Source organism: Synechocystis sp. PCC 7339 (assembly GCF_019924095.1).
GTDB lineage: Bacteria > Cyanobacteriota > Cyanobacteriia > Cyanobacteriales > Microcystaceae > Synechocystis.
The window spans coordinates 57604-71925 of sequence record NZ_CP063660.1 but is presented as its reverse complement, the minus strand read 5'-3'; the positions used below and the strand labels follow the sequence as shown (position 1 = coordinate 71925).

The 14322-nt window shown below is 48.5% G+C and carries 15 protein-coding genes and 1 pseudogene; 6 read left to right on the top strand and 10 right to left on the bottom strand.

Annotated elements, in window-relative coordinates; genetic code table 11:
* The first annotated feature begins 85 nt into the window (after positions 1–85).
* Both IQE94_RS18170 and IQE94_RS18165 read left to right on the top strand, forming a co-directional pair.
* Positions 86–541, top strand: a complete 456-nt coding sequence (locus IQE94_RS18170) for a small multi-drug export protein (protein ID WP_223343291.1) — start codon at positions 86–88, stop codon at positions 539–541.
* A gap of 107 nt (positions 542–648) precedes the next feature.
* The gene (locus tag IQE94_RS18165) at positions 649–1761 is read left to right on the top strand and encodes a cytochrome P450 (protein WP_223343289.1); all 1113 of its coding nucleotides are present in this window, start codon (positions 649–651) and stop codon (positions 1759–1761) included.
* Between the two features lie 349 nt (positions 1762–2110).
* On the opposite strand, the gene IQE94_RS18155 is transcribed toward IQE94_RS18165, so the two are convergent.
* The gene (locus IQE94_RS18155) at positions 2111–2923 is read right to left on the bottom strand and encodes an SDR family oxidoreductase (RefSeq protein ID WP_223343286.1); all 813 of its coding nucleotides are present in this window, start codon (positions 2921–2923) and stop codon (positions 2111–2113) included.
* Between the two features lie 93 nt (positions 2924–3016).
* Between IQE94_RS18155 and IQE94_RS18150 the strand changes: the two genes are divergently transcribed.
* Positions 3017–3385 (top strand): MerR family transcriptional regulator, encoded by a 369-nt coding sequence (locus tag IQE94_RS18150; RefSeq protein ID WP_223343284.1) that lies wholly within the window; start codon positions 3017–3019, stop codon positions 3383–3385.
* 120 nt (positions 3386–3505) lie between these two features.
* Here IQE94_RS18150 and IQE94_RS18145 read toward each other — a convergent pair whose 3' ends face one another.
* The 3 genes and pseudogenes from IQE94_RS18145 to IQE94_RS18135 all read right to left on the bottom strand — a co-directional run.
* Complete coding sequence (locus IQE94_RS18145) at positions 3506–4060, bottom strand: shikimate kinase (protein WP_223343282.1); 555 nt, start codon at positions 4058–4060, stop codon at positions 3506–3508.
* Between the two features lie 173 nt (positions 4061–4233).
* On the bottom strand, positions 4234–4812 hold the full coding sequence (locus IQE94_RS18140; protein WP_223343280.1) for a pyridoxamine 5'-phosphate oxidase family protein: 579 nt from the start codon (positions 4810–4812) through the stop codon (positions 4234–4236).
* A gap of 176 nt (positions 4813–4988) precedes the next feature.
* Positions 4989–5249 (bottom strand): annotated as a pseudogene (locus tag IQE94_RS18135) (SDR family oxidoreductase); the annotation flags it as partial.
* On the opposite strand from IQE94_RS18135, the gene IQE94_RS18130 reads away from it, so the two are divergent.
* The gene (locus tag IQE94_RS18130; RefSeq protein WP_223343449.1) at positions 5236–5397 is read left to right on the top strand and encodes a hypothetical protein; all 162 of its coding nucleotides are present in this window, start codon (positions 5236–5238) and stop codon (positions 5395–5397) included. The pseudogene IQE94_RS18135 and the gene IQE94_RS18130 overlap by 14 nt on opposite strands.
* Before the next feature lie 43 nt (positions 5398–5440).
* Here IQE94_RS18130 and IQE94_RS18125 read toward each other — a convergent pair whose 3' ends face one another.
* On the bottom strand, positions 5441–6115 hold the full coding sequence (locus tag IQE94_RS18125; RefSeq protein ID WP_223343441.1) for an SAM-dependent methyltransferase: 675 nt from the start codon (positions 6113–6115) through the stop codon (positions 5441–5443).
* Between the two features lie 195 nt (positions 6116–6310).
* On the opposite strand from IQE94_RS18125, the gene IQE94_RS18120 reads away from it, so the two are divergent.
* Positions 6311–6913, top strand: a complete 603-nt coding sequence (locus tag IQE94_RS18120; protein ID WP_223343440.1) for a TetR/AcrR family transcriptional regulator — start codon at positions 6311–6313, stop codon at positions 6911–6913.
* A gap of 204 nt (positions 6914–7117) precedes the next feature.
* Here the strand turns inward: IQE94_RS18120 and IQE94_RS18115 are convergent, their stop codons facing one another.
* A complete protein-coding gene (locus IQE94_RS18115; protein WP_212722552.1) occupies positions 7118–7642 on the bottom strand; it encodes a MarR family winged helix-turn-helix transcriptional regulator in 525 nt (174 codons plus the stop codon).
* A gap of 135 nt (positions 7643–7777) precedes the next feature.
* Here IQE94_RS18115 and IQE94_RS18110 point away from each other — a divergent pair, with 135 nt between their 5' ends.
* Positions 7778–8293: a hypothetical protein gene (locus tag IQE94_RS18110; protein WP_212722402.1), complete on the top strand. Its 516-nt coding sequence runs from the start codon at positions 7778–7780 to the stop codon at positions 8291–8293.
* Between the two features lie 354 nt (positions 8294–8647).
* Here the strand turns inward: IQE94_RS18110 and IQE94_RS18105 are convergent, their stop codons facing one another.
* From IQE94_RS18105 to IQE94_RS18090, 4 genes are all read right to left on the bottom strand, one after another.
* Positions 8648–9424 carry an SDR family oxidoreductase gene (locus IQE94_RS18105; RefSeq protein ID WP_223343439.1) on the bottom strand — a complete coding sequence of 259 codons (777 nt, stop codon included), beginning with the start codon at positions 9422–9424 and terminating at the stop codon, positions 8648–8650.
* 84 nt (positions 9425–9508) lie between these two features.
* Entirely contained in the window at positions 9509–9769 is a 261-nt protein-coding gene (locus IQE94_RS18100) for a hypothetical protein (protein WP_212722406.1), read from the bottom strand.
* A 30-nt stretch (positions 9770–9799) separates the two neighbouring features.
* Positions 9800–12862 (bottom strand): efflux RND transporter permease subunit, encoded by a 3063-nt coding sequence (locus tag IQE94_RS18095; RefSeq protein WP_223343438.1) that lies wholly within the window; start codon positions 12860–12862, stop codon positions 9800–9802.
* 12 nt (positions 12863–12874) lie between these two features.
* Positions 12875–14257 carry an efflux RND transporter periplasmic adaptor subunit gene (locus IQE94_RS18090; RefSeq protein WP_223343437.1) on the bottom strand — a complete coding sequence of 461 codons (1383 nt, stop codon included), beginning with the start codon at positions 14255–14257 and terminating at the stop codon, positions 12875–12877.
* Between the last annotated feature and the right edge of the window lie 65 nt (positions 14258–14322).

Genomic DNA, 14322 nt, shown 5'->3' with positions numbered 1-14322 from the left:
TAGCCTATCGGCAGGTGGGTTCACTCTTCTTTGAGCGTTCGGTTATGCGGTTATGGAGTACTGGCTCAACGGCTAAATCACCACCATGCTAACCACAGAGTACGTTACTAAAGCACTGACGACGTGGTCAGTGGGGTTCTTTCCCTACACAGAAGTTTATGCGGCCGTTGCGGCGGGAATGTCTCTGGGCTTAGATGCGGTTTCAGTAGTATTTTGGGGAGTACTGGGCAATTTTGCGCCCATTCCACTCTTGCTGTGGGGCTATGATCGCCTCATGCAAATTCCTCAACTGCGCGCCTGGCTCTTGCGCCTAGAGAAACGCGGTGGGCAACGCGTCAGTCGGGCTTTAAACCGCTATGGTGTCTGGTTTCTTATCCCTATGACACCCCTTTTAGGAAGTTGGACAGTGGCCATTGTTGGCCCGTTTACTAGTATTCCACCCCGGCAACTTTTAGTTTTTTCACTACTTGGCATCACGCTGTACGGCGTTGCAACAGCCATTGCCATAACTACTGGCATGAGCTGGTTTTCTGCCTCTTAGCTTTTAAGCATCACCCCTAGGGTTCGACTCAAGATCGCCATCTGAGGCTGCTGCTTTTGGCTGGGCTAATTTTTCCTGCAAATTTTTAGATATTTTAGGAGACTACCATGCAAGATTTCGAACTTTTTGGCAATCCCTTTGCGTGGTATGCCGAGATGCACCACAACACTCCGGTCTTTTACGACCCAGAGCACCAAAGCTGGATGGTGTTTCGCTATGACGATGTCAAGCAAGTATTTTCTGACTGGAAAATATTCTCGTCTAAAATTCCTCAGCCGCCGGAGCAAACTGACTTCACTGAAAGCCTTAATTTTACTGATCCACCGAAGCATCGCACCCTGCGATCGCTGGTGGGCCAAGTCTTTACCACCCGACGAGTGGAGGCGCTAGCCCCCCGCATTACGCAGATTACCCACGAGTTGCTTGATGGGGTTCAGCATCGAGGTGAAATGGATTTTATGCACGATTTAGCGATTCCCCTGCCGGTGATTGTGATTGCTGAGATCTTGGGCGTGCCGGTGGGCGATCGGGGCGATTTTAAGCGCTGGTCAGACGGCATTGTCGTCTACGATCAGGCCGCATTAACCGCGATGGCCGACTACTTTAGGCACCTGCTAGCCGAACGACGCAAACATCCAGGTCAGGATCTAATCAGCGATTTAATTGCCGCCCACGAAACGGGGGAGACCCTTTCACCGCAAGAACTCGTGGATTTTTGCATTGTGCTGCTCGTGGGTGGTAACGAGACCACGACCAATCTCTTGGGCAATGCCATGCTTTGTTTTAGTGACTATCCAGAGGCATTTGCACAACTCAAACAAGATCCTCAACTACTGCCGCTGGCGATCGAAGAAGTCTTGCGCTACCGATCGCCGGTGCAGGCTATGACCCGGTTCACCCAGGTCGAAACTCAGCTCCATGGGCAGACTATTCCAGCCGGAAAAATGGTCACCGTTTGGATGGGTGCGGCCAATCGAGATGAGGCCCAGTTTGAGCACGCCGATGTGTTTGTAATCGATCGCGATCCTAATCCTCACATGGCCTTTGGCAACGGCATTCACTTTTGCTTAGGTGCGCCGCTGGCCAGGTTAGAATCCAAAATTGTTCTAAGCACAGTACTAGAAAGGCTGCCCAATCTACGCATTGCGCCCAACAGAGAACTGGAGTTTATTCCCTCTGTCGAAGTACATGGCGTTAAATCTTTGCCCGTATTATTTTGAGCAAGAAGCTGACCGCGCCGTTGCTGCTGAGCCAAAGCGAGTTGTCTGGCCTCTTCATTCCTGCCATGTCGGTAGTCGCAACCCTCTGGACAGATTTAAGCGGCTATGGCTACAACCCAGTAATTTAGGAGCGTCTGGTAGTTGGGGTGGGATTTAATCAAAGTTGGCTCCAGGTCGAACATGGCGGTAAATAGGTCGAGAAAATGCTCACTGAAGGCCTGTCGTTTGAAGCAACACTCCGGACAGTTTTTGATGGCCAAGGGTAGAATACGGGTTTCAGGCCTCTTCCGCAGTAGCTCGGTCAACGAGAAATCAAGAGTTTCAGCACTTGCTCAGGAAAGTGTCCAGACTATTGCTTCTTGCTCCCAAACATCATACGTGTAACCAGTGATCGCCACAGTGAGTCAGGAAGAATTTTATACATGAGTAGAAAGGCTTCTCCGTGGGGGGAATATCGCAATCTTTGTGAGCGATCGTTTGCAGCCCTATAAATCGTTCTGGCTACTCCTTCAGGGCCGGGCAGTGAATCATTTAATCCTGCACTGAACTGTTTCACGCGTTCAACTAGATCGGCATAGTTTGGGTGATTTGCCCAAGCTGAACCGTGATTGATGAAGTTAGTCTTAATTCCACCTGGCTCAATAATCTTGACTAGAATATTGAAACGACGCAATTCATACCGTAAAGATTCAGAAAGACCCTCTACAGCCCATTTGGTTGCATGGTAAGAGGATGCCAGCGGAAAAGCAAGGCGACCCCCAATAGAGGCAACATTAATAATTGTGCCTTGCCCCTGCCGGTGCATCACTGGGAGAACTTTTTGAATTGTAGATGCCAAGCCAAAAACATTGGTTTGAAATTGGCGCTCTAATTGCTCAGGCATCACACCTTCAAGCGGACCCATCAGCGCATATCCTGCATTATTAACCAGTGCATCAATGCGACCAAACCGCATGATCGTCTCGTGGACTGCAATTTCAATCGTCTCAGAAGAAGTGACATCTAAACGTGGACAAATGACCTTCTCTGTTTTCGTCCAATCGCCTGCTTTGATCGGCGCTCGCATCGTGGCTGACACATTCCAGCCTCTCTGAAGGAAATACTTTCCGGTTGCCTCGCCAATACCACTCGAAGTGCCTGTAATCAAGACAGTCTTACTCATATTTCTACCAGAAGTCTAAATGCTACATCCAGTAGCGTAAACTATGGAGTATACTCCACAGTCAAGTGGAATCTAGAAGTTCAAGGTTACTCTATGCTGATTGGTGAACTATCTAAGAAAACAGGGCTATCAAAAGACACAATTCGCTTTTACGATAAATTGGGACTAATTTCTGCAAGCGATCAACGTGCAGGAACAAGATTTTATAAAAAGTACAGCCCAGGAACAGTGGAACGGCTTCTGATGATTGTTCAAGGAAAAGAACTAGGATTTACACTCAATGAAATCAAACAATTGCTTGATGAGTGGAATAGTGGAGGAATATCTAAACGGGATCAGATTAAAATCATTGAGCGCAAGATTGAAGAGGTTGAAACAAAGACGCAACAACTAGACGCAATCAAAAATTACCTTGCCGTCAAATTGAGAAAACTTAGCGAGGAAGTTTTTCCGGAAACCTGATTGACAAACTTCAAATTACTTTTCTGCCAACAGCTTGAGTGGTCTAACGTTCCCGCTCACCGGGCGCATATAGCCTTTGTATCCACCAATACTTAACTTCGCTCCGGTGCAGCGGGGTTGTTATGCTGCGCCCACCAACTGCAAGATCTCATTGCAGGTTTCCTCCGGTGTCTTTGCTTTTGTATACACCGTAAACTTTGCAAGATCATGATTTGAATGATGTCTTACAAAATGCTCATTGATGTTCAGCTTCCCATCTGGTAGGTACTCATTTCGATTATTCAAAATTTGTACTGATTCATCTAAATTTGATGAAGGTAGCAATAGGACAATGTTGGAGTAAGACGCTAAAACTTGCTGAACTCTCTGAAATAAGAAGTTATCTTCATAGACAGAATGACCAGCTCCAAAGTCAATAACGCAATTTTTATGCTCTGACAGCAATCTCTCTACTGCATAAGCTTCAAAAGGCTTCCAATATTGGTAGATTCCCCAAAATCCCTCAGTTTCCCTTTTGTATTTTGCTAACTCTTCATCATATCCAATCTCTTTATAGTAGTTCCATCGATACTCGTCCATCGAGCGCTGTGGAAGCCCCACTCGCTTGGCTAAAAGCGACCCAACAGTGGATTTACCAGTACCAATAGGGCCTATCAGGATGATGTCTGATGACATGACTTTTTTAGTGGTAGCACCGATTTAGATTCAGCAGTAGGAACTTAGCAACGACTTCAGCTACCTACTCATTTCACAATTCTGAACTGACTTGATTCTAAATGGAGACAGGCAAGTTTGCGGTTACGCCCCCCTAAGGAATCAGCGGCATAACGTTCGAGGTAACCGGCCCGCTACGGCACAACTGTCTGCGACGACCAAGTATGGTTCTGGTTATTGTAGGAATGTGTGGTGTGTTCCGCAAAGTAGCCTTGACCTACAACATAAAAGTCAACTCGTTCAACAAGGTGAAACCTGAAGCCTATGAATGACGCTGGCATGCTCAACTCTGCATCTTCTGGCAACGCCTGCCGTGCTGAAACAAGCTCTGATGGGGAACTAATCGGTTGGCCAGAGGTCGCGCCAAAAATCAAGTAGCTTCGTCTGAATGTACTATCCAGCGACAGCCAATCTGAGGAAAGCTCAATTTCTGTAAGGGCAACAATCTCCCCCTCTAGAGATACCGATCGAAGGGAACTCTGGAAAGCAAACGTGAGGGAGGCGCGTTTGTTGTGCTCAAGATCAAGAACCTTACGTGACCCAGGCGTCGTATGAAACCTAGGTCGACCTTCATCATCAAGGTGGACTCCAAGCATACGGGTTCGAACCTGACCAGAGGAACTGACGGTTCCAAGGACCGCGCCATTTGGAAACTTGACACCGCTCGCGCGCTCCTCTTCAAGCCAACGCGCTAGGACTTTTAGTGGGGACATGGCAAAGGGTTGAATTGAGACGCCTAACGTTCCTAGTCAGCGGAGGCAGATCGCTTTTGCATCATCGCCAAAATCTTTTAACTGTCCGCTGCACCAGGGTTGTTAGACTGTGTTTACGTTCTTAGCTTGGGGCATTGTCTTAAGCAGAAATCTTAAAACCCTCTCGTTGTCAACGGTTACTGAAACCCACCATTACTGTACAGCAGTTGTCCATTGATCCATCCTCCTTCTTTGGAACACAGAAACTTGACCAGATTTGCACAGTCTTGCGGCATACCGACACGATTCAGCAGAGTTCTAGCTTGCATATCAGCTTTAAGGTCTGAGGACATCCAGCCAGTATCCGTTGCACCTGGATTGATCACGTTCGCTGTGATGCCCAATGATCGGAATTCCTGAGCCGAAGCCAGCACGATTCGATCCATGTCTCCTAAACTGACCAAAACGGAGCAAACCCGCCGTACTCGCCGCGCCATTCTGGATCGGGTACGGCATCTTTCGCCACCCAAGGCTATGCCGCCACCGACACGCTATATTAACGTTACCCTTCAGCAATATTTAGGTACTTTACGACAGCACAGGTGATTTTCGGCAGTCCGTTATAAGAGAGATTTCAGTGCGAGATCGCTCATCGACTAATTTTCAACATTTTGTTTCCATCCTTTTGAAATTCATAAGCAACGGCTTGAACTTTTGCACTGTAACCTTTGTCAGATAAATCTTCCATCACTAGCTCAAGATATGGAGATACTTCACCATCAAGCTTAAGCAATGGAAAAATTCTTACCTCTGAGGCAATGCGTAGGAGTTCATGAATTGAAGCTACATGAAAATCAAGGGATAGTTGCTCCGAATACAAGAAGAGCAAATGAGAGCATAAACACAACTCAAATTGGTGATTAAAAAAGTCTAGGTTTGGCAAAGATTGGTTTAAATATCGTTTTGAAGCCTTCCCTGCTTCATAGTCGGACAAAAATTTCTCCATTGCGTTTAGACGAGCTTTGCCAAGCTCATCAGCATCTTGGAAGTTTTTCCAGATATAGTTTTGATGGTTTTGTTTCACTTGTGAAATCACTTGCTCATAAGTTTCTCGAACACGCTGCTCGATTTGCTCAGCAGAAAACTGATAAACCGGATCGATAGATACGACAGAGTGTCCTAATTCAGTCATTTCGGCATTGAAGCTAGCTGGCCCATCACCACATCCAAGGATTTTCGTGTTTAGATCTGTCTCCGACAAGCAGAACATTGACTTGTATTCTTTCAGTGTTCTGCCCCAAGGGACAACTTCATCAAGTTTCATTTGAATTAACCTAAAAACATCAATCTTTTACAAAAGTCTAATCGGTATAAAGATCCTATTCACCAGACGCAGGTAGTCTTTGCACCTCAACAGTTGAGATCATTTTAAAGATACAATCTGTATGTATTTTACAATAGACCTTTCTTCCTTACTCTGTCAAGATACATACTGTCTGAATGTATTGAGGCGATCGCCATGACTCCCAAGTTGACCAAAGCCGAGCAAACCCGCCGCACCCGCCGTGCCATTCTGGATCGGGCCCGGCATCTGTTTGCCACCCAGGGCTATGCCGCCACCGGCACCGAGGAAATTATTAGTGAGTTGGGGATTACCCGAGGGGCGCTGTATCACCAGTTCGGTGACAAGTTGGGGGTATTTAAGGCAGTGGTGATCGAAGCCTATGGCGAAATCACTGCCCACATTCGCACCCGCGCCGAGCTGCTGGAGACCAACTGGGAACAGCTCATTGTTGGCTGTCAGGCATTTCTAGAAGTTACTCAGCAGGAAGAGTTGCGACGACTGGTGTTTATTGAAGCACCCGCTGTTCTAGCGGCAGATACCTTGGTGGAAATCGATCAGGGTGGGTTTGGCTTGCTGCAGGAGTCGATTCAGATTGCGGTGGCGGCGGGAGATCTCAAGGTGGTTGATGCAGAAGGCTTTGCCCATTTGGTGAATGGGGCATTGAATGAACTGGCGGCCTGGATAGCCCAATCTGAAGATCCGCAACGGCTGGAAAGGCTGGAAACTGCCCAGCAACTGATCAAAGCGTTGCTGATCCAGCATCAGGGCCGAGAATGATGAGTAAAACGGTGTTGCTGAACCAGGGTCAGTACGTACGAGCCCACCGATTGACGCGCCGGAAGATTACACACTGCCGGTATGGGCGGGGTAGGCAAAGTTAATTGGTAGACTTGGCTAACTGCGTCGTTTCAGAAGGGTGCAGAGGCCTATTTAGTGGCAATGGCGACCGCTGATGACAGCCTCAACGAACCCTTACTGCTCTTAATTTGTTAGGTTGCTGTGATCCCAACTTGGATCAGACAACGCTGGGGTACCCGATCTCAACTTATCAAGTAATTTAATGAATGTCTTCTTTTCTGTAGACGTGAGGTTTGCCATTAATCCCTTGGTACGGCAAAAATGGTCGGGCAGAACTCTCTCAACCAACTTTTTTCCCTGCTCTGTGAGGGTGACAGTTAACATTCGTCGGTCATTTGAGTGGGCTTTACGCTCAACCAAACCTTCTCGCTCCAATCTATCCAGCAAGCCTGTAATTGTGGCACGAGTCACATTGGCGCGATTGGCAAACTCAGAGGGGGACAAGTCTCGCTTTGCAGTGTACAACTGCATCAAGATCGTAAACTTTCCCGCCGACAGCCCAAAACGCTCGAAGTGCTTATCAAAAGCAGCATAAACCTCAGCTGTGGCATTAAGAAACGCAAGGCAACTTCCGACCGCTTCTAAGTCAAAGCTAGAAAAATCACGTTCGAGCTCATGGAAAGCTTCTTGCCTTGGGAAAATTTGCATGGTGAGGTGATTTAATTAGCCCGCTTATTGTAAGCCAACAAATGAATCTTGGCAATTACCTTGACAAAGTCCTCGGGCCGGAACTATAGTTAGCTCGCTAACTAATTATAAGGCAATCGCTTTTGATGAAGCTCCATGAGATTGAAGATTAATCAGAGAAACTGGCTTTTAAGTCTGCACATTGCTACGGGGGGATTATGGTTTGGCATAGCTCTATGCTCTGTTGCTCTGGCATTGAGTATTGTCCTACTCGAACCTGGGGAAGCAATTCACGGCATTAACCTAGCGCGAAACGTCTTGGGGCAGTACATCATCATTCCTGCTGCTGTGTTTTCGGTCATCACTGGTATTTTGCTTTGTGGCTTTACTAATTGGGGCTTCTTCAAACATTACTGGGTGATGGTAAAACAACTCGTCACCTTACTTTTGATCGTGCTTGGTTCTGTTTGGTTGGGTCCCATGACGAAGGAAATGACAGCTCTCTCTGAGGCAGGGGGATCGCAAGTCTTGCAGAATCCTGACTATCTCACGCTACAAACCACCGTTACTCTCGTTGGTGCATTGCAAACTCTGGCACTCCTGATAGTCATTATCGTGTCTACCCTTAAACCCTGGGGCAAGCGAAAGGCAGTGCAATCCTCGACAAGATGATGTTTCAGCAAACAACTCAGAGCATTTCAAGGATTTCAGCCTTCCATTGAGCAATGCATTTACATCATAGACAATGATGAACGTACTTTTCAGGGCGATCGCCAATCCCCTCTCCCGAGAAGCGGCATATCATTGATATGTATTTCCAATACTCTTTTTCTAATGGGCTGATAGACCAGCCATAGCCCAGAGCAAACCTAGTTCAGTCTCAATTACCGCTGGACGCTTTGTCCAAACTTGCCAATCACCAGTACTTACCTCAGTTATGTGAAAATTGCTATGGTAAATTAGTTGTGGCATTGAGCGCGTAAATCGTTTCTTCAATACGTTTGTCAGCCTTTGAACAACAGGCGCTCATACTCCACCCCCTGTTGAGTTCAGTACTTGTCCAGTCATCCACTGTGCCTCATCTGTCGCCAGCCAACCGATTAAACGAGCAGCATCTTCTGGTTGCCCCCAGCGTCCTTGAGGATTTAAGTCTCGGATCGATTCATATAGCTCGCCACTAGCCCAACCGGTATCGGTCGCGCCTGGGTTTATGGTATTTACGGTAATTCCTCGCCGAATTAAATGTGCAGACAAACTCAGCGTAAGTTGATGCAATGCACCTTTTGATGCAATATACGACAGTTCATTTGGGATTGGATTGAGATGTTGCCCAGAAGTTAAGAGAATGACGCGACCCCCAGTAGGGCGATAATGTTGAGCCGCAAATGCTTGCAACAACAATAACGTTCCTCGCACATTAATCTGTAAATGCGCGTCAATTTCTGCTGCAGTGAGTTCTTCCAAATTCCCCATTGTGCTGTAAGTGTGATTCGCGACCAAAATATCGATATGTCCCAAGGCTTGAACCGCAGCATCCAAAATTTGGCTTGGCACCGCAGGATCGAGAAAATTCCCTTCAGCATTTGCGATCCGTGTACCATGCTCCTGAAGAGACAATATTAATCCAGCAATTCCATCAGGATCAGCTCCCCATTCTTGATTGGCATCATAAGGCGAAAAAGAGTGAATAAAAACGTCTGCACCCATTATTGCTAATTGTTGTGCGATCGCAAAGCCAATTCCTTTACGCCTACTTACCCCTGTAACGAGGGCAACACGACCTTTTAATACTGATTCAAGCAAAACAAGAACACCTCTATTCTATTTAGACAATCTATCACCGATGCAACTTTGAACACTTCACCAAAAAATTTCAAAGCACTATCCTCACTCGAAATGGAGCAGGCTAACGACCAAGATAAGCGGCATACCATTAAAAAGGAGCGCAAAACAAAGAAAGCCAATACCGACCATCAAAAAGAATAAATTCCCTCGGTACTCAGCCTGTTGCTTTGAAGCAATTCCCATGATTGCTGGATCAATAAATAAACTGATCGAGATTAATCCCGCTAGCCCCATCAGGATCGAGAGAATTTGACCCATCAATACGTAACGACGTAGTCCACGAACATCTCTAGCATGTGACATCAATTATTTTCCTCAACGGTAAGACCGTGGTTAGTTGGATACCCGATGACTTCTCATTAACAAAAGATGGGCAGCAGGTACATAGTACAGTGCTAATAAAGTTGCGCCCCCCAATCCCCCGGCTAAGGCGATCGCCAGGGGAGGCCAAAACCCCGTTTCATCTAACAGCAATGGAGTGAAACCAATAATGGTGGTAAACGTGGTGGCGAGGACGTGACGGGTAGCTTTCAAGACAACAGTAGAAGTGGCCTGGGCATGACCCACACGGGCTAAGGGATTTTCCTGCAATGCGGCCAGAACAACAATGGAATCATTAATAGCTAAGCCGATTAAACCCAACGTGCCTAAAATGGCGGTAAAGCCAAAGAGTGCTTGGAACAGCCAGAGGGCAAGGGCGGCCAAACCCACCGACCACAGGGCCACTGAACCAATTAGTGCCGCTAAACGAAAGGAATTGAAGGATAGTATCAGCGTCGCCGCCATGGTCACCGCTAAAATACCCACCAAACCCAAAAGATTAGCCACCGCTGTCCCCTGGGCATCGGCTTCCCCACCATAGGCGAGAGCGTATCCTGGCGGTAACGAGAAATTTTGAGCTTTCAGTTGTTCCTGCAATTGCGCCAAAGTATTAGAGGGTAAAGCTCCAGCCGTCAAAAAGCCCTGCACAGTATTAACCCGTTCGCCGTTATAGCGATTAATTTGGGCCACGCCAGGCACTAGCGTCACATTGGCGATCGCCGCGAGGGGCAGCAGCTCACCGTTGGAGGTGAGGAAATCCAGGGAACGAATCTGATCTAAATCTTGACGGGTAGAAGAATTGACCCGGACACGAACCGGCACATCTTCGGTAGCTTCCAAGACCGATCCCCCCGTTACCCCTTCCAGCGCGGCCTGTAATTGATTGGCGATCGCCTGATGATCTAACCCGACTAAAAGGGCTTGGACTTCATCTACTTGTAACGCTAGTTTGGGTAACGCTTCCGAAAGATTTGCTTGGGTGTGAATTACATTTTCCAAGGTGGTGAGTTTCTCCCGTAACTGATCCCCAAGTAACCTCAATTCCCGTAAATTTGACCCGGATAACCGCAGTTCAATGGGAGCGGCCAGGGGCGGGCCCTGTTCTAACTGTCGCACCAGCACTTGCGCTTCAGGAAAAGCTTGGGTTAACGCCTGTTGTAGGGTTTGGATAATAGCCCGGAGGTTATCCGTGGAGCGGAGTTGAACAATGCCCTGGGCATAATTGGCTGCATTTTCCCGGTTGGGGATGACGTTATAAAAAAAGGCAGGGGCGCTTTCCCCCAGAAACCAGTGAACATCGGCTATATCAGGGTATTCCAGGATTAAGTCTCGGGCCTGTTGAACCTGGGCTTGGGTAACAGTAATGGCAGTGGAGGCGGGTAACGTCCATTGGATTTGAAACTGGTCACGGTTGGTGGGCGGAAAAAATTGCTGCTCTAGCTGGGCAAATTGCCAAAATCCCCCTAGAGGTAAGACTAAACAGAGTCCAATGGTTAACCAGGGTCGGCGAAAAAGCCCCTCCAAGCTCCAACGGTAAGCACGGGACAAAGCGGCATGGTTCACCCCAGTTTGTAGCCACGGGTAGCGCTGAAAGGGTTGCCAAGGCGCTAGTTTTGCGGCAAACGTAACAATTATCGTCAGGGATAACAACAGAGAACTGACCAGGGCAAGGATGACCGTTGCCCCGATCGCCCCGATAAATTCCCCTGTGGCACCGGGGGAAAAAGCAATGGGTACAAAGGCTAAGACAGTGGTTAACGTGGAAGCCAGGAGAGGAATCCAGAGGTGTTGCACCGTGTCGGCAACGGCTTTTTCCGGTGGCATTCCCTGCTGGAGATGCTGCTGTACTTCATCTACCACCACAATGGCGTTATCAATCAATAACCCCAACGCAATGATCAAGCCGGTGACGGACATTTGGTGTAGGGGGATGTTCAACGCCCCCATGGCCCCAAACACCATCAACGTGGCCAGAGGTAACGCGGTTCCCACCACCAATGCCGCTTTTAGGCCCAACATCACCAGTGACACAACAATCACTAACCCAGAACTGATCAGCAAGTTTTGCCAAACCCCATTGAGCCGTTGCTGTACATACTGGCTTTGGTCTAACACCACCGTCAGTCCCAGCCCTGTACCTAAATCCTCTTCAAAGGCCATTAGCACTGCCTGGGCCTGCTTTGCCCATTGATCTACCCGGACAGAAGATTCCACCATGGCCGCAATGGCGATCGCCGGTTTGCCACTAATCAAAGTTAGGGAAGTGGGGGGAGACTGTACCCCTTTACTCACCTGGGCGATGTGACCCAGCCGTTGGCTTTCGCCGCTAGTGGCAACTTTAATAGGAATTTGGCGAATCTGCTCCAGGGTTTGCAAATTACTGTCGATTTCAATTAATAAATCGGTTTGGGGGCTACGTAGTTGCCCAGCGGACACCTTGGCATCACTGGCGGCAATTTGCTGGGCTAAGGCCCTGGGGGTCAAGCCTAAACGCACTAACTCCGCCGGTTGCACATCTACTTGAATTTCTTCCGGCACATCCCCCACCATCTCCACTTGCTTTGTCCCCGGTAACTCCCGGAGTTGCTGTACTAGGCGATCGCCAACCCGTTGCAGGAGATTAAAATTGGCGGGACTGTCCAGCTCCCAGGTCAAACCCACAATCAAGGCATTGGCAACCGCATTACTGGCTTCGTACTCCGGTTCACTGGCGTCGGTTGGTAGTAAGGGTATGACATTGTTTAACTCGCTACGCACCTTTGACCAGACTGGGTCAACATTTTGAATGGCTTCGTCCAGTTCAATTTCAATGATGGATAGGCCCCGACTCGACGTAGATTCGATGACGGAAATTTCTTCGAGTTCCAGAAGCTTATCTTCAATTTTTTCGGTAATCAGTGCTTCGACCCGTTCTGGGGTGGCACCGGGCAAGCTGGTGGTAACAGTACCAAAACGCTGTACCAATTCCGGGTCTTCCATGCGGGGCAGGGTAAACAAGGCGGTAATGCCCCACACCAACACAAGGATCAGGGTCAACATTAATAGCCGACCATTGCGATAAAAAAGACTAAACATGGACGTTTTTCCCTACTGCACCGTTACCGTTTGTCCCGTCACCAGGCGATGACTGCCACTGCTAATCAGGCGATCGCCAGGTTGCAATAGCCCCCGCACTAAACTGCGATCGCCTTGGGTATGGAGCACTTCCACATCTTGGCGGGACACAGTGTAATGATTTGGTTGGGGCTGGGCCGCTCCCAAAACATAGATCGACCATAAACCTCGTTCCCCCGCTACTAGGGCAGTGGAAGTAACCCAAAATCCCTCTAAAGGTTCGGTTTCAGTCACCTTTAACTGGGCAGTTTCCCCGGCTTGGAGTGTGGTTGGGGCATCGGTTAGCTGGAAAATGGCAGTAGTGGTACGGGTACTGCTGTTCAGCGCAGGCAAGAGAGCCGTCACCGTACCGCTGTAACGTTGACCCCGAACCTTAACGGTATAGATTTGTCCTATCCGCATTTGGCCGGAGAGATTAGGGGGAATACCAATATGAACTTCCGGCATCCCCCCTGCCAGCAAGCGAAACACTGGACTACCTGCTGCTACTACCATGCCCGGATCGACTAGGCGATCGCCGATGGTGCCGGAGAATGGCGCTCGTAGTTCCGCTTTAGAAATTTGAATGTCAATCTGGCGAATTTGCGCTTCTAACCCCTGAATGCGAGCCCGTTGCCCGGCGATCGGTTCGGGGCGGCTGCCGTTATTGAGTTTGTCTAAATTGCTTTGGGCGATCTCCAAACGGCGCTTCAAGGAAGCCTCTGCCACCCGTTCTTCGTCCAACTGCTCCAACGCAATTGCCCCTTCCGCATAAAGCTGTTCCCGTCGTTGGGTTTTCAGGGTTGCTAAGTTTAATTGTTCTTCTAATTCTGCTACCGCCCCTTGCCCCGCCGCAATATCTTCCCAACGGGAGCCATTGTTTAATTCCGCTAATCCCGCTTGTAGTTCTAATTGTTGAGCTTGCAGTTCTGCTTTTTGTGCTTCTAAGGTTCGGGTATCGAGCCGTGCCAAGGGTTGACCTTCCACCACCGTAGCCCCTTTATCTACCCATAAATCAGTCAGAGTTCCCCCTTGTTCAAATCCCAAGTCGCTTTGCTTACGGGGAACAATTTCGCCAGTATAGGTGCGTTTTACCTGATAACCCCTAACCGGCTCAACGGGACTCACCGTAACGGGTAACGATGCTTTTTCACCTACCGCCGAGGCCATGGCCGTGACATCAGAGGTAGTTTGTTCTTGCCCCAACCACCACCAGCCCACTCCCCCCGTAGCTATGGCGATCGCCGTCCAGAGGAATAAACGCCGCCAACGTCCCCTTTTATTTTTCTGAGGAGACGGTTCAGCGATCATCAACGGCGTTGTTTCAACAATTACTGTCGGACGAGGAACAAGGGAAGAAGCAACGCGGAGATCCATGGCCATACCAAACTCTTTTTAGACAACAAAGTTTATACAACTTGTTGAGTAGTTGCCGTCAGTCT

Bases quoted from the DNA above. Each gene is read 5' to 3' on its own strand.
- IQE94_RS18170 (WP_223343291.1), top strand. From the start codon at position 86: ATGCTAACCACAGAGTACGTTACTAAAGCACTGACGACGTGGTCAGTG.
- IQE94_RS18165 (WP_223343289.1), top strand. From the start codon at position 649: ATGCAAGATTTCGAACTTTTTGGCAATCCCTTTGCGTGGTATGCCGAG.
- IQE94_RS18155 (WP_223343286.1), bottom strand. From the start codon at position 2,923: ATGAGTAAGACTGTCTTGATTACAGGCACTTCGAGTGGTATTGGCGAG.
- IQE94_RS18150 (WP_223343284.1), top strand. From the start codon at position 3,017: ATGCTGATTGGTGAACTATCTAAGAAAACAGGGCTATCAAAAGACACA.
- IQE94_RS18145 (WP_223343282.1), bottom strand. From the start codon at position 4,060: ATGTCATCAGACATCATCCTGATAGGCCCTATTGGTACTGGTAAATCC.
- IQE94_RS18140 (WP_223343280.1), bottom strand. From the start codon at position 4,812: ATGTCCCCACTAAAAGTCCTAGCGCGTTGGCTTGAAGAGGAGCGCGCG.
- IQE94_RS18130 (WP_223343449.1), top strand. From the start codon at position 5,236: ATGTCTCCTAAACTGACCAAAACGGAGCAAACCCGCCGTACTCGCCGC.
- IQE94_RS18125 (WP_223343441.1), bottom strand. From the start codon at position 6,115: ATGAAACTTGATGAAGTTGTCCCTTGGGGCAGAACACTGAAAGAATAC.
- IQE94_RS18120 (WP_223343440.1), top strand. From the start codon at position 6,311: ATGACTCCCAAGTTGACCAAAGCCGAGCAAACCCGCCGCACCCGCCGT.
- IQE94_RS18115 (WP_212722552.1), bottom strand. From the start codon at position 7,642: ATGCAAATTTTCCCAAGGCAAGAAGCTTTCCATGAGCTCGAACGTGAT.
- IQE94_RS18110 (WP_212722402.1), top strand. From the start codon at position 7,778: ATGAGATTGAAGATTAATCAGAGAAACTGGCTTTTAAGTCTGCACATT.
- IQE94_RS18100 (WP_212722406.1), bottom strand. From the start codon at position 9,769: ATGTCACATGCTAGAGATGTTCGTGGACTACGTCGTTACGTATTGATG.
- IQE94_RS18095 (WP_223343438.1), bottom strand. From the start codon at position 12,862: ATGTTTAGTCTTTTTTATCGCAATGGTCGGCTATTAATGTTGACCCTG.
- IQE94_RS18090 (WP_223343437.1), bottom strand. From the start codon at position 14,257: ATGGATCTCCGCGTTGCTTCTTCCCTTGTTCCTCGTCCGACAGTAATT.